Genomic DNA, 19,553 nt, shown 5'->3' with positions numbered 1-19,553 from the left:
AAATGATGCAGTTCTCTAAAATGCATGGCCTTGGCAACGATTTTATGGTCGTCGACGCGGTAACGCAGAATGTGTTTTTCTCCCCGGAACTGATCCGCCGCCTGGCGGATCGGCACGTGGGCGTGGGGTTCGATCAGCTGCTGGTGGTTGAGCCGCCCTACGATCCTGACCTCGATTTCCACTACCGTATTTTCAACGCTGACGGCAGTGAGGTTAACCAGTGCGGCAATGGCGCGCGCTGTTTCGCCCGCTTTGTCCGCCTGAAAGGGCTCACCAATAAGCGCGATATCCGCGTCAGTACCGCCAACGGTCGTATGGTGCTCAGCGTTACCGACGATGAACTGGTGCGCGTCAATATGGGCGAGCCTAACTTCGAGCCTTCCGCCGTGCCGTTTCGCGCAAACAAAGCGGAAAAGACCTATATTATGCGGGCGGCCGAGCAGACAGTATTGTGCGGCGTTGTCTCGATGGGTAACCCGCACTGCGTGATTCAGGTGGATGACGTGGAAACCGCGGCGGTCGAAACGCTCGGTCCGGTGCTGGAGAGCCACGAGCGGTTCCCGGAGCGGGCGAACATCGGCTTTATGCAGGTGGTGAAGCGTGAACACATCCGTCTGCGGGTTTACGAGCGCGGCGCGGGCGAAACCCAGGCCTGCGGAAGCGGCGCCTGTGCGGCGGTGGCCGTCGGTATCTCCCAGGGGTTACTGGCAGAAGAGGTTCGCGTGGAATTACCGGGCGGTCGTCTTGATATCGCCTGGAAAGGAGCGGGTCATCCACTGTACATGACTGGCCCGGCGACACATGTTTATGACGGGTTTATCCATCTATGAAACAACCAGGGGAAGAACTGCAGGAAACAGTGACGGAACTGGACGACAGCGCTGTTGTTGATTATCTGCTGAACAATCCTGAGTTTTTTATTCGCAATGCACGCGTCGTCGAACGAATGCGCGTGCCGCATCCGGTTCGCGGGACCGTGTCGCTGGTCGAATGGCACATGGCGCGCTCGCGTAACCACATCAACCAGCTTGAAGAGAACATGACGCTGCTGATGGAGCAGGCCAGCACCAACGAAAGCCTGTTCTATCGCCTTCTGCACCTGCAGGCGCGTCTGGCTTCGGCGCACAGCCTAGAAGAGTTTCTCAGCCGCTTCCACCGCTGGGCGCGCGAGCTGGGGCTGGCGGGCGCAACGATTCGTCTGTTCCCTGACCGCTGGCGCATCGGCGCGCCGTCCGGCTTTACCCATCTGGCGCTCAGCCGTCAGGCGTTTGAACCGCTGCGCATTCAGCGCCTGGGCCATGAGCATCACTATCTGGGGCCGCTTAACGGACCTGAGCTGCTGGTAGTGCTGCCGGAAGCCAAAGCGATTGGCTCGGTAGCGATGTCGCTGATGGGACGCGATGGCGACCTGGGGGTAATATTATTTACCAGCCGCGACGCGCACCACTATGAGCAGGGGCAAGCCACGCACCTGCTGCAGGAGATCGCCCTGATGCTGCCCGAGCTGCTGGAGCGCTGGATTGAACGCGTATGACGGACGGACTGCTTGCCACTGACGTCACCCGGTTTCTGCGCTATCTGGGCGTGGAACGTCAGCTCAGCCCCATCACGCTGCTCAACTATCAGCGTCAGCTTGATGCCATCATGCAGATTGCCGAAGAAATCGGCCTGAAAAGCTGGCAACAATGTGACGCCGCCACGGTACGCGGGTTTGTCGTGCGTAGCCGTAAAAAAAATCTTAGCCCGGCGAGCCTTGCGCTCCGGCTCTCTGCCCTGCGCAGCTTTTTCGACTGGCTTGTCAGCCAGGGCAAGCTGAAAGCTAACCCGGCAAAAGGGATCGCCACGCCAAAAGCCCCGCGCCATCTGCCGAAAAATATTGACGTCGACGACGTAAACCGCCTGCTGGATATCGATCTAAACGATCCGCTGGCCGTGCGCGACCGCGCGATGCTTGAGGTGATGTACGGCGCGGGCCTGCGTCTCTCCGAACTGGTGAACCTCGACTTAAAGCATCTCGATCTGGAATCCGGCGAAGTGTGGGTGATGGGCAAGGGCAGCAAAGAGCGCCGCCTGCCGATTGGCCGCAACGCCGTCTCCTGGATTGAGCACTGGCTGGATCTGCGCGGCCTGTTTGGCGCGGAAGAGGATGCGCTGTTTTTATCAAAGCTCGGCAAGCGGATCTCCGCGCGTAACGTGCAGAAGCGCTTTGCGGAGTGGGGCATCAAGCAGGGGCTGAACAGCCACGTGCATCCCCACAAGCTGCGCCACTCCTTTGCGACACACATGCTGGAATCGAGCGGCGATCTGCGCGGCGTACAGGAACTGCTTGGTCACGCGAATCTGTCGACCACTCAAATCTATACCCACTTAGACTTCCAACACCTTGCCTCGGTGTATGACGCGGCGCATCCACGCGCCAAACGGGGGAAATAATGCGTTTTTACCGCCCACTCGGTCAGATCTCAGCCCTGACGTTTGACCTTGATGACACCCTTTATGACAACCGCGAGGTGATCCTGCGTACCGAGCAGGAGTCGCTGGCGTTTGTGCAGAACTACCATCCGGCGCTGAAAGCGATGCAAAACAAGGACTTCCAGAAGCTGCGCCAGTCCCTGCGGGAGACCGAGCCGGATATTTACCACGACGTGACCGAATGGCGTCGCCGTGCGGTTGAGCAGGCGATGCTTAACGCGGGTCTGAGCGCACAGGATGCCGCCGTCGGTGCCGAAGCGGCAATGGAAAACTTCGCCAAATGGCGCAGCCGCATCGACGTGCCACAGGAAACCCACGACACGCTGGCGAAGCTTGCCGAAAAGTGGCCGCTGGTGGCCATCACCAACGGCAATGCCCAGCCGGAGCTGTTTGGCCTCAGCGATTATTTTGAATTCGTGCTGCGCGCGGGTCCGCACGGGCGCGCGAAGCCGTTCAGCGACATGTATCACCTGGCAGCGGAAAAACTGAATTTGCCGCTCGGTAACATTCTTCACGTGGGCGACGATCTGACCACCGACGTGGCGGGTGCCATCCGCTGCGGCATGCAGGCCTGCTGGATCAAGCCAGAAAATGCGGAGCTGATGACCGCAACAGACAGCCGTCTTCTGCCGCACGTGGAAATTTCGCGGTTGGCATCCCTCACGACGCTGATATAATCATCAATTGTTCTGTATAAATTAACAGGGTTTTGGCGAGTGGAAACATTTGCCTGCCCGACATGACGTGACGGTGCCAATGGACGTTTCTTACCTGCTCGACAGCCTTAATGACAAACAGCGTGACGCGGTTGCCGCCTCGCGCACCAACCTGCTGGTTCTGGCTGGGGCGGGGAGTGGTAAGACACGCGTGCTGGTTCACCGTATCGCCTGGCTGCAGAGCGTGGAAAACTGCTCACCGTACTCGATTATGGCCGTGACGTTTACCAACAAGGCGGCGGCGGAGATGCGTCACCGTATCGCCCAGCTGATGGGCACCAGCCAGGGCGGCATGTGGGTTGGCACCTTCCACGGCCTGGCGCACCGTCTGCTGCGCGCGCACCATATGGACGCTAACCTGCCGCAGGATTTCCAGATCCTCGACAGCGAAGATCAGCTCCGCCTGCTGAAGCGCCTGATCAAGGCGATGAACCTCGACGAGAAGCAGTGGCCACCGCGTCAGGCGATGTGGTACATCAACGGTCAGAAAGATGAAGGGCTGCGTCCGCACCACATTCAGAGCTTCGGTAATCCGGTCGAGCAGACCTGGCAGAACGTCTATAAGGCCTATCAGGAAGCGTGCGACCGCGCCGGCCTGGTGGATTTCGCCGAGCTGCTGCTGCGCGCCCACGAGCTGTGGCTCAACAAACCGCACATCCTGCAGCACTACCGCGAACGCTTCACCAACATCCTGGTGGACGAATTCCAGGATACCAACAACATCCAGTACGCGTGGATCCGCCTGCTGGCCGGAGATACCGGCAAGGTGATGATCGTGGGCGATGACGACCAGTCGATCTACGGCTGGCGAGGCGCGCAGGTGGAGAACATCCAGCGCTTCCTCAACGATTTTCCCGGCGCGCAAACCATCCGTCTGGAGCAGAACTACCGCTCAACCAGCAACATCCTGAGCGCGGCCAACGCCCTGATTGAGAACAACAACGGGCGTCTGGGCAAAAAGCTGTGGACCGACGGCGTCGACGGCGAACCGATCTCGATTTACTGCGCTTTCAACGAGCTCGACGAAGCGCGCTTCGTGGTGAACCGCATCAAAACCTGGCAGGACAACGGCGGCGCGCTGGAGCAGTGCGCCATTCTCTACCGCAGCAACGCCCAGTCGCGCGTGCTGGAAGAGGCGCTGCTGCAGGTGAGCATGCCGTACCGCATTTACGGCGGCATGCGATTCTTCGAACGTCAGGAGATCAAAGATGCGCTTTCGTATCTGCGCCTGATCGCCAACCGCAACGACGACGCGGCGTTTGAGCGCGTGGTGAACACGCCGACCCGCGGGATTGGCGACCGTACGCTGGACGTGGTGCGTCAGGCCTCGCGCGATCGCCAGCTGACGCTGTGGCAGGCGTGCCGCGAGCTGCTGCAGGAAAAAGCCCTCGCCGGACGCGCCGCCAGCGCGCTCCAGCGCTTCCTGGAATTAATTGATGCCCTGGCGCAGGAAACCGCCGACATGCCGCTGCACGTGCAGACCGACCGGGTGATTAAAGACTCCGGGCTGCGTACCATGTACGAGCAGGAAAAAGGCGAAAAGGGGCAGACCCGTATAGAGAACTTAGAGGAACTGGTCACGGCAACGCGCCAGTTCAGCTACAACGAAGAAGACGAAGACCTGATGCCGCTGCAGGCGTTCCTCTCTCACGCCGCGCTGGAAGCGGGTGAAGGGCAGGCGGACACCTGGCAGGACGCGGTTCAACTGATGACCCTGCACTCCGCCAAAGGTCTGGAGTTCCCGCAGGTGTTTATCGTCGGCATGGAAGAGGGCATGTTCCCAAGCCAGATGTCGTTGGATGAAGGCGGGCGTCTGGAAGAAGAACGTCGTCTGGCCTACGTGGGCGTGACGCGAGCGATGCAGAAGCTGACGCTAACCTACGCTGAAACTCGCCGCCTGTACGGTAAAGAGGTCTATCACCGTCCGTCGCGCTTCATCGGCGAACTGCCGGAAGAGTGCGTGGAAGAGGTGCGTCTGCGCGCCAGCATCAGCCGTCCGGTTAGCCATCCGCGCATGGGCTCGCCGATCTCTGAAACCGACACCGGCTACAAGCTGGGCCAGCGCGTGCGCCATTCGAAGTTTGGCGAAGGTACCATTGTGAATCTGGAAGGCAGCGGCGAGCACAGCCGCCTGCAGGTCGCGTTCCAGGGGCAGGGGATCAAATGGCTGGTGGCGGCCTACGCGAAGCTGGAAACAGTCTAACATTCAGAAAAATATCATTATTTTGTAATAATCTGCTAGCCTTATACAGTGAAGGTCAATTAATGCCCTTCAGCGTTCCGTTGCGTGTTGACGCCACAGTTACTGCTGGCGTAACATGCGCGCACGATTACGCTAAGAGGACATTCGCCTTGGACACACCCAGTAGATACTGGCTCAATTCCCTGTCATCCAGGAACAACTCCTAAGGCTATCTCCTCATGCTGATGGCCTTAGTGGTTGTCAGCGACTGCATTATTCCCGTCGCGCTGAGTCAGGCTGTTTAATGGTCTGAAACCCAATTTGTTTCTGTGTGCCCACCGAACTGTCCGATATTTTTTGCATTGGGAGTCCCGGTCATGTTGAGCGCATTTCAACTCGAAAATAACCGACTGACTCGGCTTGAAGCCGAAGAGTCACAGCCCCTCATTGATGCCGTATGGGTGGATCTGGTCGAGCCGGACGACGATGAACGCCTTCGCGTACAATCTGAGCTGGGGCAAAGCCTGGCAACCCGCCCGGAACTGGAAGACATCGAAGCCTCCGCGCGTTTCTTTGAAGATGAAGACGGCCTGCACATTCACTCCTTCTTCTTCTTTGAAGATGCGGAAGATCACGCGGGCAACTCCACCGTGGCGTTTACCATTCGCGACGGTCGTCTGTTTACTCTGCGTGAACGCGAACTGCCGGCATTCCGTCTCTACCGCATGCGCGCCCGCAGCCAGGCGATGGTGGACGGCAACGCTTACGAGCTGCTGCTCGATCTGTTCGAAACTAAAATTGAACAGCTGGCGGACGAAATTGAAAACATCTACAGCGATCTGGAAAAGCTGAGCCGCGTGATCATGGAAGGCCATCAGGGGGATGAGTACGACGAAGCGCTTTCGACGCTGGCAGAGCTGGAAGATATCGGCTGGAAGGTGCGTTTGTGTCTGATGGATACCCAGCGCGCGCTGAACTTTTTGGTGCGCAAGGCGCGTCTGCCGGGCGGTCAGCTGGAGCAGGCGCGTGAGATCTTACGCGATATCGAATCCCTGCTGCCGCACAACGAATCTCTGTTCCAGAAGGTGAACTTCCTGATGCAGGCGGCAATGGGCTTTATCAACATCGAGCAGAACCGCATCATCAAGATCTTCTCGGTAGTGTCCGTGGTGTTCCTGCCGCCGACGCTGGTGGCGTCCAGCTACGGGATGAACTTCGAGTTTATGCCGGAGCTGAAGTGGAGCTTTGGCTACCCGGGGGCGATTATCTTTATGATCCTCGCCGGGCTGGCACCGTATCTGTACTTTAAGCGTCGGAACTGGCTGTAAAATCTGGCGGGTGGCGCTGCGCTTACCCGCCCTACAAAACACCTACATTCCTCTGCGGGTTCTGCGCTGGGTATAAATCGCATCGGCGACGAAAATCGCCAGCGCCACCCAGATAAAGGCAAAGGTCACCATCTTATCCGCACCCGGCACTTCGCCGTAAAACACCACCGCCAGCAGGAACATCAGCGTCGGGCCAATGTACTGGAAGAAGCCCAGCGTGGAGAGGCGCAGGCGCGTTGCCGCACCGGTGAAGCACAGCAGCGGAATGGTGGTCACTACGCCCGCCGCCATCAGCATCAGATTCAGCGACCACGGGTTGCTGCCCATATGGCTGGTGGCGCTGTCGGCGATACCGAACAGATAGATCGCCGCCACCGGCAGCAGCCACAGGGTTTCAAACAGCATCCCGGTTTGCGCTTCCACCGCGATTTTCTTACGTACCAGGCCGTAAAAAGCAAAGCTGAACGCCAGACCGAGGGCGATAACCGGCAGCGAGCCAAACGTCCACAGCTGCACCAGCACGCCGCAGAAGGCGAGAATCACCGCCACCCACTGCATCCGGCGGAAGCGCTCACCGAGGAAAATCATCCCCAGCACGATATTCACCAGCGGGTTAATGAAGTACCCCAGGCTCGCTTCGAGCATGTGGTGGTTATTCACCGCCCAGATAAACAGCAGCCAGTTGCCGCCGATCAGCACCGCAGAAAGCGCCAGCAGGAAGACCTTTTTAGGGGTTTGCAGCAGCGTTTTAACGCCGGACCACTGACGGCTGAGGCTCATCAGCGCGATCATGAAGAAGAACGACCAGATGACGCGGTGAGTGAGGATCTCGTCGGCCGGAACATAGGCGATAAATTTGAAGTACGCCGGGGCGATACCCCAAATAAAATAAGCGGCAAGGGCGAGTAAAACGCCCTGCCGCGTCTGTTTAGCATCCATCGGGAAAATCCGTTACAAAAAAGTGAATCAATTTTACCCGAATTTGCCGCCTCAACCCACCATATAAGTGGCGGTTGCGCTGGCGATATAAACCTGCTCCTCGTTATGCAGCTCAACGCGGGCAACGGCAACTTTGTTCCCGGCACGCAGCAGGCTGCTGGTGCAGGTAAAGCGGTTTCCGCGCCCCGGGCGAAGATAGTCGACGCGTAAATCAATGGTGCCCATGCGCGCCAGACGCTGGCGGAGTTCATCTTCGTTGATGGTGTCATGGCGCGTCAGCGTACTGCCCACGCAGACCAGGCCTGCCGCCACGTCCAGCGCGGAGGCAATCACCCCGCCGTGCAGAATACTTTGCGCCCAGTTACCCACCATCATCGGCTGGTTGTTGAAACTCAGCTGGGCAAACTCTTTCTCGTAACGCTCCAGCTCAAGACCCAGTGCACGGTTAAACGGCATATGGTAAACAAAAATCTCGCCCACGAGTTTTAACACTTCTTCGGCGGTAAGCATGGCTGACATGAGACATTACATCCTTATTGTTAATGAAATGTTGATTTTATGCTTCAGCAATAAGGAATTCCACTTTCAGAAACGAGGATGCAGCAGTTATCGCAGAAGTCTGTAGAATGTTCGCCTCATAACTATTCAGGTAATTTTACTCTTTGCAGGAGAACACCACCGATGCGGACGTATCTGGCCTGGTTACTGGCGGCGGTTGCGCTGCCCCTCACAGCATATGCGCAGGAAGCGACGATTAAAGAAGTCCATGATAAACCTGCCGTTAAGGGCAGCATTATCGCCAATATGCTGCAGGAGCATGACAATCCGTTCACGCTCTACCCGTATGACACGAACTACGTGATTTATACCCAAACCAGCGATCTCAACAAAGAAGCGATAAGCTCCTATAACTGGTCTGATAATGCGCGTAAGGATGAGGTGAAGTTCCAGCTTAGCCTCGCGTTCCCGTTCTGGCGCGGTATTCTGGGGCCAAACTCGGTGCTCGGTGCCTCTTATACGCAGAAATCCTGGTGGCAGCTCTCCAACAGCGGGGAATCTTCACCGTTCCGTGAAACCAACTATGAGCCGCAGCTTTTCCTCGGCTTCGCAACGGATTATGAATTTGCTGGCTGGACGCTGCGCGACGTCGAAGTGGGCTTTAACCATGATTCTAACGGCCGTTCCGATCCAACCTCCCGTAGCTGGAACCGCGCCTATACGCGCCTGATGGCGCAGAACGGTAACTGGATGGTGGAAGTGAAGCCGTGGTATGTGCTCGGCAGTACCGATGACAACCCGGATATCACCAAATATATGGGCTACTACCAGCTCAAGGTCGGCTACCAGCTTGGTGATGCCGTGCTGAGCGCGAAAGGGCAGTACAACTGGAACACCGGCTACGGCGGTGCGGAGCTCGGTCTGAGCTACCCGGTGACGAAGCACGTGCGTCTCTATACCCAGGTGTATAGCGGCTACGGCGAGTCGCTGATCGACTACAACTTCAATCAGACTCGCGTTGGCGTGGGCGTAATGCTGAACGATATTCTCTAAGCTGCTCGAATGTTTTTGCGTTAAACGTTGAAGTTTCTCTCTCAGGCGCTGAAAATAGCGCCTGTTTTATTTTTCGCAAATGGGGTTAACGTGGCGCAGGCGGAAGTATTGAATCAGGAGTCGCTGGCTAAACAGGTTTTGCATGAAACCTTTGGCTACCAGCAGTTCCGCCCGGGCCAGGAAACCATCATTGAAACCGTGCTGGAAGGCCGCGATTGCCTGGTGGTGATGCCGACCGGCGGCGGTAAATCCCTCTGTTATCAGGTGCCCGCGCTGGTGCTGAACGGCCTGACGGTCGTGGTATCCCCGCTCATTTCCCTGATGAAAGACCAGGTCGACCAGCTGCTCGCCAACGGCGTGTCGGCGGCCTGCCTGAACTCGACGCAAACCCGCGAGCAGCAGCAAGAGGTGATGGCCGGGTGCCGCACCGGGCAGATCCGCCTGCTGTATATCGCGCCGGAACGCCTGATGCTGGACAACTTCCTCGATCACCTGGCGCACTGGAATCCGGTTCTGCTGGCGGTGGATGAAGCGCACTGTATCTCCCAGTGGGGACACGATTTCCGTCCGGAATACGCCGCCCTCGGCCAGCTGCGTCAGCGCTTCCCTGAACTGCCGTTTATGGCGCTTACCGCCACGGCGGATGACACCACGCGTCTGGATATCGTTCGCCTGCTGGGGCTGAACGACCCGTATATTCAGGTCAGCAGCTTCGACCGCCCGAACATCCGCTACATGCTGATGGAAAAATTCAAGCCGCTGGACCAGCTCCTGCGCTACGTTCAGGAACAGCGTGGCAAGTCCGGTATCATCTACTGCAACAGCCGTGCGAAGGTGGAAGACACCGCCGCGCGTCTGCAAAACCGTGGCTTTAGCGCCGCCGCATATCACGCCGGGCTGGAAAACCATATCCGCGCCGACGTGCAGGAGAAATTCCAGCGCGACGACCTGCAAATCGTGGTCGCAACGGTGGCGTTCGGGATGGGGATCAACAAGCCCAACGTGCGCTTTGTGGTGCATTTCGACATTCCGCGCAATATCGAATCCTACTATCAGGAGACCGGCCGCGCCGGCCGTGACGGCCTGCCTGCGGAAGCGATGCTGTTTTACGATCCGGCCGATATGGCGTGGCTGCGCCGCTGTCTGGAAGAGAAGCCGCAGGGACAACTCCAGGACATTGAGCGCCACAAGCTCAACGCGATGGGTGCCTTCGCTGAAGCGCAAACCTGCCGCCGTCTGGTGCTGCTCAACTACTTTGGTGAGGGGCGACAGGAGCCGTGCGGCAACTGCGATATCTGCCTGGATCCGCCAAAGCAGTACGATGGCCTGATGGACGCGCGCAAAGCGCTCTCGACCATTTACCGCGTGAATCAACGCTTCGGGATGGGCTACGTGGTGGAAGTACTGCGCGGTGCCAATAACCAGCGTATCCGCGACATGGGCCACGACAAGCTGCCGGTTTACGGCATCGGTAAAGACCAGAGCCACGAGCACTGGGTCAGCATTATTCGTCAGCTAATCCACCTCGGCTTTGCCACGCAGAACATTGCCCAGCACTCCGCGCTACAGCTGACCGAAGCAGCGCGTCCGGTCCTGCGCGGTGACGTTGAACTCAAGCTCGCCGTGCCGCGCGTGGTCGCCCTCAAGCCGCGCGTGATGCAGAAATCCTACGGCGGTAACTATGACCGCAAGCTGTTTGCCAAACTGCGCAAGCTGCGTAAAGCTATCGCTGACGAAGAGAACATCCCGCCATACGTGGTGTTCAACGACGCGACGCTGATTGAGATGGCCGAGCAGATGCCGCTCAGCGCCAGCGAAATGCTCAGCGTTAACGGCGTGGGGACGCGCAAGCTGGAGCGCTTCGGTAAAGAGTTTATGGCGCTTATCCGCTCTCACGCCGATGGTGATGATGAGGAGTAGTCAGACGGGCGAAAAAGTGCCAGGATGATGACTCACTGAATTATTTCCCCGCGAGCTAATTATGTTAATGCTATTTCTCACCGTGGCGTTAGTGCACATCGTTGCGCTGATGAGCCCTGGCCCAGACTTTTTCTTCGTGTCGCAAACTGCCGTCAGCCGCTCCCGCAAAGAGGCGATGATGGGCGTGCTCGGTATTACCATGGGCGTTATGGTCTGGGCGGCGGTCGCGCTGCTCGGTCTGAACCTGATCCTGGCGAAGATGGCGTGGCTGCATAACATCATTATGGTTGGCGGCGGGCTGTACCTGTGCTGGATGGGCTACCAGATGCTGCGCGGGGCGCTGAAGAAAGAAGAGAAAAAACCGGAAGAGCCAAAGGTAGAGCTGGCAACGGGCGGCCGCAGCTTTGTAAAAGGGCTCCTGACTAATCTGGCAAACCCGAAAGCGATTATCTATTTCGGCTCCGTGTTCTCGCTGTTTGTGGGTGACAGCGTCGGCGCAGGCGCGCGCTGGGGGATCTTCCTGCTGATCGTTGTTGAGACGTTCGCCTGGTTTACCATCGTGGCCAGCCTGTTCGCCTTACCGGCGATGCGCCGCGGCTATCAGCGCATCGCGAAGTGGATCGACGGCTTCGCCGGCGCGCTGTTCGCCGGCTTCGGCATTCATCTCATCATTTCTCGCTAAGCATGACGCGCTGACGCAAGCAGCGCGCCAACCAGCATAAACAGCGAACCAAAGACTTTATTCAGGGCCTTCATCTGCTTAGGCCCTTTGATCCACGCCGCAATCCGCTGCGCCAGCGTCGCGTAACCAATCATCACGATGATATCGACAATAATGGTTGTCGCGCCCAGCACCACGTACTGCATCACCTGGGGCTGATGTGGCACGATAAACTGTGGGAACAGGGCGGCGAGGAACACAATGCTTTTCGGGTTCGTCAGGTTCACGAACACCGCGCGCTTAAACAGGTGGCCGCGCGTTTGCGTCCTGGAGAGCGTATTCAGGTCAATCGAGCCTGCCGCGCGCCACTGCTGGATACCGAGCCAAATCAGATATGCCGCACCGGCCCACTTCAGCACTTCAAACGCCAGCACCGAACGAGAGAACAGCGTCCCCAGACCAATCCCCACCAGCACAATATGAATGCCGAGCCCGGTCTGTAAACCGGCAATGGACGCCGCCGCACCGCGATAGCCGTGGTTGATGGAGGTGGTCATAGTGTTAATGGCGCCAGAGCCGGGTGAAAGGCTAAGGATGATTGATGTCAGCAGGTAGGCGAACCACCACTCGAAGGTCATTTGAAGCTCCCGAACCGTCTATTTTTATGCCACAATACGCTATTGTTGAGTCATTTTGTGACCAGTGACGAAAAAAAACGATATTCCCTGGATTACGTGAGTGGAAACCCAATGTTTCAGCAGAAAAAGGACTGGGAAACACGAGAAAACGCGTTTGCTGCTTTCTCAATGGGGCCGCTGACCGATTTCTGGCGGCAGCGTGAGGAAGACGAGTTTACGGGCGTCGGTGGCATCCCGGTGCGCTTCGTTCGCTTCCGCAATGAAAAAAATGACCGGGTGATCGTGGTCTGCCCCGGGCGTATCGAAAGCTACGTTAAATATGCCGAACTGGCCTACGACCTGGTCAACATGGGGTTTGACGTGCTGATCATCGACCACCGTGGGCAGGGGCTGTCCGGGCGCATGCTGCCGGATACGCACCGCGGGCATGTGGATCACTTCAGCGATTATGTCGACGATTTTGCCGCGTTCTGGCAGCAGGAAGTTCAGCCCGGCCCCTGGCGCAAGCGGTACATCCTTGCGCACTCCATGGGCGGCGCCATTTCGACGCTGTTTTTGCAGCGGTATGAGCACCAGTGCGACGCCATTGCGCTCACCGCGCCGATGTACGGTATTGTCATTCGTTTTCCCGACTGGATGGTGCGCCATCTTCTCGACTGGGCTGAGGGCCATCAGCGCATTCGTGAAGGCTATGCCATCGGAACCGGACGCTGGCGCGCATTGCCGTTCGCCATCAACGTCTTAACCCACAGTCGGCAGCGCTATCGCCGCAACCTGCGCTTTTATGCCGATGAACCGCGCTTGCGCGTCGGCGGCCCGACCTGGCACTGGGTGCGTGAGGGTATTCTGGCCGGTGAGCAGGTGCTGGCAGGCGTAGGCGATGATGACACGCCGACGCTTCTGATTCAGGCGGAAGAAGAGCGTGTGGTGGATAACCGCATGCATGACCGCTATTGTGAACTGCGCGCTGCCGCCGGTCACCCTTGTGAAGGGGGTAAACCGCTGGTCATCAACGGCGCGTACCATGAGATCCTTTTTGAAAAGGACGCTATGCGCTCAGTCGCGCTTAACGCCATCGTCGAGTTTTTCGACCGGCATAACTGATTTTCTATTGAGGTTAAATTTTCCTATGTACCAGGTTGTTGCATCTGATTTAGATGGCACGCTGCTTTCCCCCGACCACACCCTGTCGCCTTATGCGAAAGAGACCTTAAAGCTTCTGACCGCCCGTGGCGTGAACTTTGTGTTCGCTACCGGCCGCCACCACGTGGACGTGGGGCAGATCCGCGATAATCTGGAGATCAAGTCGTACATGATCACCTCCAACGGTGCGCGCGTGCATGATACCGACGGCAACCTGATCTTCACCCATAACCTGGATCGCGATATTGCCGCCGATCTCTTCGGCGTGGTGCATAACAATCCAGCTATCGTCACTAACGTATACCGTGACGACGAATGGTTCATGAACCGCCACCGCCCGGATGAAATGCGTTTCTTCAAGGAAGCGGTATTCAACTACTCCCTGTATGAGCCGGGCCTGTTGGATCCAGAGGGGATCAGCAAGGTGTTCTTCACCTGCGACAGCCACGAAGAGCTGCTGCCGCTTGAGCAGGCGATCAACGCCCGCTGGGGCGATCGCGTCAACGTGAGCTTCTCCACCCTGACCTGTCTGGAAGTGATGGCGGGCGGCGTTTCTAAAGGTCACGCGCTCGAAGCGGTTGCGAAACGTCTGGGCTTCGCGCTTAAAGACTGTATCGCCTTTGGCGACGGCATGAACGACGCCGAGATGCTCTCTATGGCGGGCAAAGGCTGCATCATGGAAAACGCGCACCAGCGCCTGAAGGATCTGCATCCTGAGCTGGAGGTCATCGGCACCAACGCAGACAACGCGGTACCGAAATACCTGCGCAAACTGTTCCTTGAATAATCTTCATTCGGTTGTTTATTGTTCAGTTGTCAACTAAAGAGTTCGCTACAATGCCTGTCCTTCTTTCTGAGAGACAAGCATTGTGGCGCTACTCATTATCACCACTATCCTGTGGGCCTTCTCCTTTAGCCTGATTGGCGAATACCTTGCCGGTTCGGTCGACAGTTACTTCTCGGTGCTGATGCGCGTGGGGCTGGCGGCGCTGGTGTTCCTGCCGTTCCTGCGCACGCGCGGGCAATCGCTGAAAACTATTCTGCTGTACATGCTGGTGGGGGCGATGCAGCTTGGCATCATGTATCTGTTCAGCTTCCGGGCTTACGTCTACCTGTCCGTCTCCGAATTCCTGCTCTTTACCGTGCTGACGCCGCTCTATATCACGCTGATTTACGATCTGCTCAGCAGGCGCCGCCTGCGCTGGGGATATCTGCTAAGCGCCGCGCTGGCGGTTATTGGCGCGGCGATCATTCGCTACGACAAAGTGAGCGATCACTTCTGGACAGGGCTGATGTTCGTCCAGCTTGCCAACATCAGCTTTGCCATTGGTATGGTGGGCTATAAGCGCCTGATGGAAACCCGCCCGATGCCGCAGCACAACGCGTTTGCGTGGTTCTATATGGGCGCGGCGATCGTCGCGGTGGCGGCGTGGTTTATGCTCGGCAACCCGCAAAAGCTGCCGACCACCACCGTGCAGTGGAGCGTTCTGGTCTGGCTGGGCGTGGTGGCGTCGGGGCTGGGGTACTTTATGTGGAACTACGGCGCTACGCAGGTAGACGCCGGTACGCTGGGGATCATGAACAACGTGCACGTCCCGGCGGGGCTGCTGGTGAACCTTGCCATCTGGCAGGAACAGCCGCACTGGCCGAGCTTCCTTATTGGGGGGGCGGTGATCCTGGCTTCACTGTGGGTCCATCGCCGCTGGGTCGCTCCGCGCTCCGCACAAACGGAAGATGGTCGCACGCGTGGTTCCGCGCTGAGCGAATAAACGCCTCCGTAACCGGCTGACGCTGCTCGCCATCGCGCACGGCGGCGTACAGCCGGCTCCACAGTCCTTCCCCCAGGGTTTTGGTGACCACCAGACCCTGGCGTTCAAAGCTCTCCACCACCCAGTGCGGCAGCGCCGCGATACCCATGCTGGCCGCCACCATCTGGATCAGCAGCAGGGTGTTATCCACGCTTTTCAGCTGCGGGCTGATGCCTGCCGGCTGCAGGAAATGACGCCAGATATCCAGGCGGCTGCGCTGAACCGGGTAAATCAGCAGCGTTTCTGTCGCCAGATCTTCCGGCGTAATGCGCGTTTTGGCCGCCAGCGGATGGTCCGGCGCCAGCACCAGACGCACCTCAAAATCGAACATCGGCGAATAGTGCAGGCCGCTGCGCGGCAGGATGTCGGACGTCATCACCAGATCCAGCTCGCCCTGCTGGAGCGAGGGCTGCGGGTCGAACGTCACGCCGGATTTAAAGTCCATTTCCACCTGCGGCCACTTCTGGCGGAAGTTCTCAAGCGCGGGGGTCAGCCACTGAATACAGCTGTGGCACTCAATGGCGATCCGCAGTTTGGTCTGCTGCGGCTCGTTACACGCCTGCAGCGCGCTGGCGATCTGCGGCAGTACCTGATTCGCCAGTTGAAGAAGAATTTCACCCTGCGGCGTAAAGCGCAAAGGCTGGCTCTTACGCACAAAAAGACGAAATCCGAGGCGTTGTTCCAGATCGCTGAACTGGTGAGAAAGGGCGGACTGGGTCTGGTGCAGCGTGGCCGCCGCCGCCGCGAGCGAACCGCAATTCCGCAACGCTTGTAGCGTTTTCAGGTGTTTAATCTCGATCATGAAAGTCCTTCACTCCGCCATGAACATTTTGCGCTTGAGGAATATACAGTACCTGCCAATTATAGATGTGTAAACATCTGGACGTCTAAATAACAAATTTGACAAGGGGCATACCATGACAATCCGCACTCACACTCTCGGTTTTCCTCGCGTTGGCCTGCGTCGCGAGCTGAAAAAAGCGCAAGAAAGCTACTGGGCGGGCAACGCCTCCCGTGAAGAACTCCTGGCGGTGGGGCGGGAGCTGCGCGCCCGTCACTGGGATCAGCAAAAACAGGCGGGTATTGACCTGCTGCCGGTGGGCGATTTCGCCTGGTACGACCATGTTCTGACGACCAGCCTGCTGCTGGGCAACGTGCCGGCTCGTCATCAGAACAAAGATGGATCGGTGGATATCGACACCCTGTTCCGCATCGGCCGTGGCCGCGCGCCAACGGGTGAGCCAGCGGCAGCGGCGGAAATGACCAAGTGGTTTAACACCAACTATCACTATATGGTGCCGGAGTTCGTCAAAGGTCAGCAGTTTACGCTGACCTGGACGCAGCTTCTGGACGAAGTGGATGAAGCGCTGGCGCTGGGCCACCAGGTGAAGCCCGTATTGCTGGGGCCGGTAACCTACCTGTGGCTGGGTAAAGTGAAGGGCGAACAATTTGACCGCCTCAGCCTGCTGAACGATATTCTGCCGGTATATAAGCAGGTGCTGATTGAGCTGGGCAAGCGCGGCATTCAGTGGGTGCAAATCGACGAACCCGCGCTGGTGCTGGAGCTGCCGCAGGAGTGGCTCGATGCCTTCAAACCGGCGTATGACGCGCTCACCGGCCAGGTGAAGCTGCTGCTGACCACCTATTTCGAGGGCGTGACGCCAAACCTCGACACTATCACCGCGCTGCCGGTTCAGGGCCTGCACGTTGACCTGGTTCACGGTAAGGACGATGTCGCAGAGCTGCACGAGCGCCTGCCTGAGGAGTGGTTGCTCTCCGCCGGTCTGGTCAACGGCCGTAACGTCTGGCGCGCCGATCTGAGCGAGAAATACGCCCAAATTAAAGACATCGTCGGTAAACGCGAGCTGTGGGTGGCTTCATCCTGCTCGCTGCTGCACAGTCCGATCGATCTGAGCGTGGAGACCCGTCTCGACCCTGAAGTGAAGAGCTGGTTTGCCTTCGCCCTGCAAAAATGTGAAGAGCTGGCACTGCTGCGCGACGCGCTCAACAGCGGCGATACGGCGGCGATTACCGACTGGAGCGCACCGATTCAGGCGCGTCGTCACTCGGCTCGCGTGCACAACCCGGCGGTGGAAAAACGTCTGGCGGCCATCACCGCCCGGGACAGCCAGCGTCAGAGCCCGTACGAGGTACGTGCCGAAGCCCAGCGCGCCCGCTTCAATCTTCCCGCGTGGCCGACCACGACCATCGGTTCATTCCCGCAAACTACCGAGATCCGCGGCCTGCGTCTGGACTTCAAAAAGGGCAATCTGGACGCGAATCATTACCGCACCGGCATTGCGGAACACATCAAGCAGGCGATTATCGAGCAGGAACGCCTCGGGCTGGACGTGCTGGTGCACGGCGAAGCCGAGCGTAACGACATGGTCGAATACTTCGGTGAACACCTGGACGGCTTCGTCTTTACCCAGAATGGCTGGGTGCAGAGCTACGGCTCCCGCTGCGTGAAGCCGCCGGTGGTCATTGGGGACGTCAGCCGCCCGGAACCGATCACGGTGGAGTGGGCGAAGTACGCCCAGTCCCTGACCGACAAGCCGGTAAAAGGCATGCTGACCGGCCCGGTGACCATTCTCTGCTGGTCGTTCCCGCGCGAAGACGTGACCCGTGAAACCATCGCCAAACAGATCGCGCTGGCGCTGCGTGATGAAGTGGCGGATCTGGAGGCGGCGGGGATTGGCATCATCCAGATTGACGAACCGGCGCTGCGCGAAGGTTTGCCGCTGCGCCGCAGCGACTGGGATGCTTACCTGCAGTGGGGCGTGGAAGCGTTCCGCATCAACGCCGCAGTGGCGAAGGACGACACCCAGATCCACACCCATATGTGTTACTGCGAATTTAATGACATCATGGATTCGATTGCCGCGCTGGATGCAGACGTGATCACCATCGAGACCTCGCGTTCAGACATGGAGCTGCTGGAGTCGTTTGAAGAGTTCGACTACCCGAACGAAATTGGGCCGGGCGTATATGACATTCACTCCCCGAACGTGCCGAGCGTGGAGTGGATTGAAGCGCTGCTGAGGAAAGCTGCCCAGCGTATCCCGGCAGAACGCCTGTGGGTAAACCCGGACTGCGGCCTGAAAACCCGCGGCTGGTCGGAGACACGTGCGGCGCTCGCCAACATGGTGAAGGCGGCGCAGAATTTGCGTCAGGCTTGATGACACGCAGGCCCGGTAAGGCGCAGTCGCCACCGGGCTTTTTTTATGCTTTCTTCCCACCGTACTGGCTAAACCATGCCAGCATTCTCTGCCAGCCATCTTTCGCGGATTCCGCGTGATAGCTCGGACGATAATCGGCATTAAACGCGTGTCCGGCATCGGGATACACCACGATTTCGGCCTTCGCGTTCGCCGCCCGCAGCGCGTGGCGCATCGTCTCGACGGTATCAAGCGGAATGCCGGTATCCTGGCCACCATATAGCCCTAACACCGGGGCATTGAGATCGGTAGCGATATCAACCGGATGCTTCGGTGAGTTCAGCGTCTTTTCGCCCACCAGTTTGCCGTACCAGGCAACGGCGGCTTTCAACTGCGGGTTATGCGCGGCATACAGCCAGCTAATGCGTCCACCCCAGCAGAAACCGGTGACCATTAAGCGGTGCGGGTCGCCGCCGTTGCGCGCCGCCCAGCTGGCGACATGGTCGAGGTCTGCCAGCACCTGCGCGTCCGGCACTTTGCTGACCAGGTTGCTGAACAGCGTCGGGATATCACTGTAGTCATTCGGATCGCCCTGACGGAAGTAGAGCTCTGGCGCAACGGCCAGATAACCCTCCAGCGCCAGGCGGCGGCAGAGGTCGCGAATATGTTCGTGAACGCCGAAAATCTCCTGAACCACAATCACGATGGGTAGCGGGCCGTCTGCTGACTTTGGCCGCGCGTGATATGCAGGCATATTTTCCCCCTGAGAGGGGATGGAGGTCTCGCCTGCCGTAATGGCCTCTTCTGAGGTTGAGACGATAGTTGAAGCATGCGGAGCCGCAGCAGGTGCAAATCCGGTTTTTTCAGTCATGGCATTCTCCGTACCAATGAGTTAGCGCAAAGGTAAATATAGACACCAGGTTAACAACTCACAGTGCCTTAAACGGTCTATCTTTTGTGCAGCACCCGACGATATAACTTGTTAATGTGATGTGAATCACTTTTTGATGGAAATTCAATGCAATCATTTTCATTCA

At 58.2% G+C, this 19,553-nt stretch carries 19 protein-coding genes; 14 read left to right on the top strand and 5 right to left on the bottom strand.

The window, feature by feature from the left end; translation table 11 throughout:
- Window positions 1-5 precede the first annotated feature (5 nt).
- From dapF to corA, 7 genes are all read left to right on the top strand, one after another.
- On the top strand, window positions 6-830 hold the full coding sequence (dapF, locus tag INF73_RS08360) for a diaminopimelate epimerase (RefSeq protein ID WP_041911831.1): 825 nt from the start codon (window positions 6-8) through the stop codon (window positions 828-830).
- Window positions 827-1,534, top strand: coding sequence for a DUF484 domain-containing protein (locus tag INF73_RS08355; RefSeq protein WP_028014794.1), 708 nt, complete (start codon window positions 827-829; stop codon window positions 1,532-1,534). The genes dapF and INF73_RS08355 overlap by 4 nt, the downstream gene beginning before the upstream one ends.
- Complete coding sequence (xerC, locus tag INF73_RS08350; protein ID WP_041911832.1) at window positions 1,531-2,433, top strand: tyrosine recombinase XerC; 903 nt, start codon at window positions 1,531-1,533, stop codon at window positions 2,431-2,433. The genes INF73_RS08355 and xerC overlap by 4 nt, the downstream gene beginning before the upstream one ends.
- Complete coding sequence (gene yigB / locus INF73_RS08345) at window positions 2,433-3,149, top strand: 5-amino-6-(5-phospho-D-ribitylamino)uracil phosphatase YigB (protein ID WP_063437758.1); 717 nt, start codon at window positions 2,433-2,435, stop codon at window positions 3,147-3,149. Before xerC ends, yigB begins: the two co-directional genes overlap by 1 nt.
- A 79-nt stretch (window positions 3,150-3,228) precedes the next feature.
- Window positions 3,229-5,391 carry a DNA helicase II gene (gene uvrD, locus INF73_RS08340; RefSeq protein ID WP_041911833.1) on the top strand — a complete coding sequence of 721 codons (2,163 nt, stop codon included), beginning with the start codon at window positions 3,229-3,231 and terminating at the stop codon, window positions 5,389-5,391.
- A gap of 149 nt (window positions 5,392-5,540) precedes the next feature.
- Window positions 5,541-5,597: a YsgD/CorL family protein gene (ysgD, locus tag INF73_RS22030; RefSeq protein WP_212743980.1), complete on the top strand. Its 57-nt coding sequence runs from the start codon at window positions 5,541-5,543 to the stop codon at window positions 5,595-5,597.
- A gap of 150 nt (window positions 5,598-5,747) precedes the next feature.
- Window positions 5,748-6,698 (top strand): magnesium/cobalt transporter CorA, encoded by a 951-nt coding sequence (gene corA, locus INF73_RS08335; protein ID WP_008501540.1) that lies wholly within the window; start codon window positions 5,748-5,750, stop codon window positions 6,696-6,698.
- Between the two features lie 42 nt (window positions 6,699-6,740).
- Here corA and rarD read toward each other — a convergent pair whose 3' ends face one another.
- Both rarD and yigI read right to left on the bottom strand, forming a co-directional pair.
- On the bottom strand, window positions 6,741-7,637 hold the full coding sequence (rarD, locus tag INF73_RS08330; RefSeq protein WP_041911834.1) for an EamA family transporter RarD: 897 nt from the start codon (window positions 7,635-7,637) through the stop codon (window positions 6,741-6,743).
- A 51-nt stretch (window positions 7,638-7,688) separates the two neighbouring features.
- On the bottom strand, window positions 7,689-8,156 hold the full coding sequence (gene yigI / locus INF73_RS08325; protein WP_028014789.1) for an acyl-CoA thioesterase YigI: 468 nt from the start codon (window positions 8,154-8,156) through the stop codon (window positions 7,689-7,691).
- 162 nt (window positions 8,157-8,318) lie between these two features.
- Here yigI and pldA point away from each other — a divergent pair, with 162 nt between their 5' ends.
- The 3 genes from pldA to rhtC all read left to right on the top strand — a co-directional run bounded on the left by pldA (window position 8,319) and on the right by rhtC (window position 11,790).
- On the top strand, window positions 8,319-9,188 hold the full coding sequence (gene pldA, locus INF73_RS08320; protein WP_028014788.1) for a phospholipase A: 870 nt from the start codon (window positions 8,319-8,321) through the stop codon (window positions 9,186-9,188).
- Between the two features lie 90 nt (window positions 9,189-9,278).
- Complete coding sequence (recQ, locus tag INF73_RS08315) at window positions 9,279-11,108, top strand: ATP-dependent DNA helicase RecQ (RefSeq protein ID WP_028014787.1); 1,830 nt, start codon at window positions 9,279-9,281, stop codon at window positions 11,106-11,108.
- Window positions 11,109-11,169: 61 nt separating this feature from the next.
- Window positions 11,170-11,790 (top strand): threonine export protein RhtC, encoded by a 621-nt coding sequence (gene rhtC, locus INF73_RS08310; protein WP_010426287.1) that lies wholly within the window; start codon window positions 11,170-11,172, stop codon window positions 11,788-11,790.
- On the opposite strand, the gene rhtB is transcribed toward rhtC, so the two are convergent.
- Window positions 11,787-12,407: a homoserine/homoserine lactone efflux protein gene (gene rhtB, locus INF73_RS08305; protein WP_028014786.1), complete on the bottom strand. Its 621-nt coding sequence runs from the start codon at window positions 12,405-12,407 to the stop codon at window positions 11,787-11,789. The two genes, rhtC and rhtB, sit on opposite strands and share 4 nt — an antisense overlap.
- A gap of 111 nt (window positions 12,408-12,518) precedes the next feature.
- Here rhtB and pldB point away from each other — a divergent pair, with 111 nt between their 5' ends.
- The 3 genes from pldB (at window position 12,519) to INF73_RS08290 (ending at window position 15,319) form a co-directional block, all read left to right on the top strand.
- Window positions 12,519-13,511, top strand: coding sequence for a lysophospholipase L2 (pldB, locus tag INF73_RS08300; RefSeq protein WP_041911835.1), 993 nt, complete (start codon window positions 12,519-12,521; stop codon window positions 13,509-13,511).
- Between the two features lie 25 nt (window positions 13,512-13,536).
- On the top strand, window positions 13,537-14,337 hold the full coding sequence (yigL, locus tag INF73_RS08295; RefSeq protein ID WP_028014784.1) for a sugar/pyridoxal phosphate phosphatase YigL: 801 nt from the start codon (window positions 13,537-13,539) through the stop codon (window positions 14,335-14,337).
- An 82-nt stretch (window positions 14,338-14,419) separates the two neighbouring features.
- Window positions 14,420-15,319 carry a carboxylate/amino acid/amine transporter gene (locus INF73_RS08290; protein WP_032644934.1) on the top strand — a complete coding sequence of 300 codons (900 nt, stop codon included), beginning with the start codon at window positions 14,420-14,422 and terminating at the stop codon, window positions 15,317-15,319.
- On the opposite strand, the gene metR is transcribed toward INF73_RS08290, so the two are convergent.
- The gene (gene metR / locus INF73_RS08285) at window positions 15,207-16,160 is read right to left on the bottom strand and encodes an HTH-type transcriptional regulator MetR (protein ID WP_028014783.1); all 954 of its coding nucleotides are present in this window, start codon (window positions 16,158-16,160) and stop codon (window positions 15,207-15,209) included. The genes INF73_RS08290 and metR overlap by 113 nt on opposite strands.
- 115 nt (window positions 16,161-16,275) lie before the next feature.
- On the opposite strand from metR, the gene metE reads away from it, so the two are divergent.
- Window positions 16,276-18,537 (top strand): 5-methyltetrahydropteroyltriglutamate--homocysteine S-methyltransferase, encoded by a 2,262-nt coding sequence (metE, locus tag INF73_RS08280; RefSeq protein ID WP_193541513.1) that lies wholly within the window; start codon window positions 16,276-16,278, stop codon window positions 18,535-18,537.
- A 43-nt stretch (window positions 18,538-18,580) separates the two neighbouring features.
- Here the strand turns inward: metE and INF73_RS08275 are convergent, their stop codons facing one another.
- Window positions 18,581-19,387 (bottom strand): dienelactone hydrolase family protein, encoded by an 807-nt coding sequence (locus tag INF73_RS08275; protein WP_047366706.1) that lies wholly within the window; start codon window positions 19,385-19,387, stop codon window positions 18,581-18,583.
- Window positions 19,388-19,553: the final 166 nt, after the last annotated feature.

This window comes from Enterobacter cloacae complex sp. P6RS, assembly GCF_014982245.1.
In the GTDB taxonomy this organism is placed as follows: domain Bacteria; phylum Pseudomonadota; class Gammaproteobacteria; order Enterobacterales; family Enterobacteriaceae; genus Enterobacter; species Enterobacter bugandensis.
The sequence above is the reverse complement of the archived record's forward strand: the minus strand, read 5'-3'. Positions and strand labels throughout refer to the sequence as shown.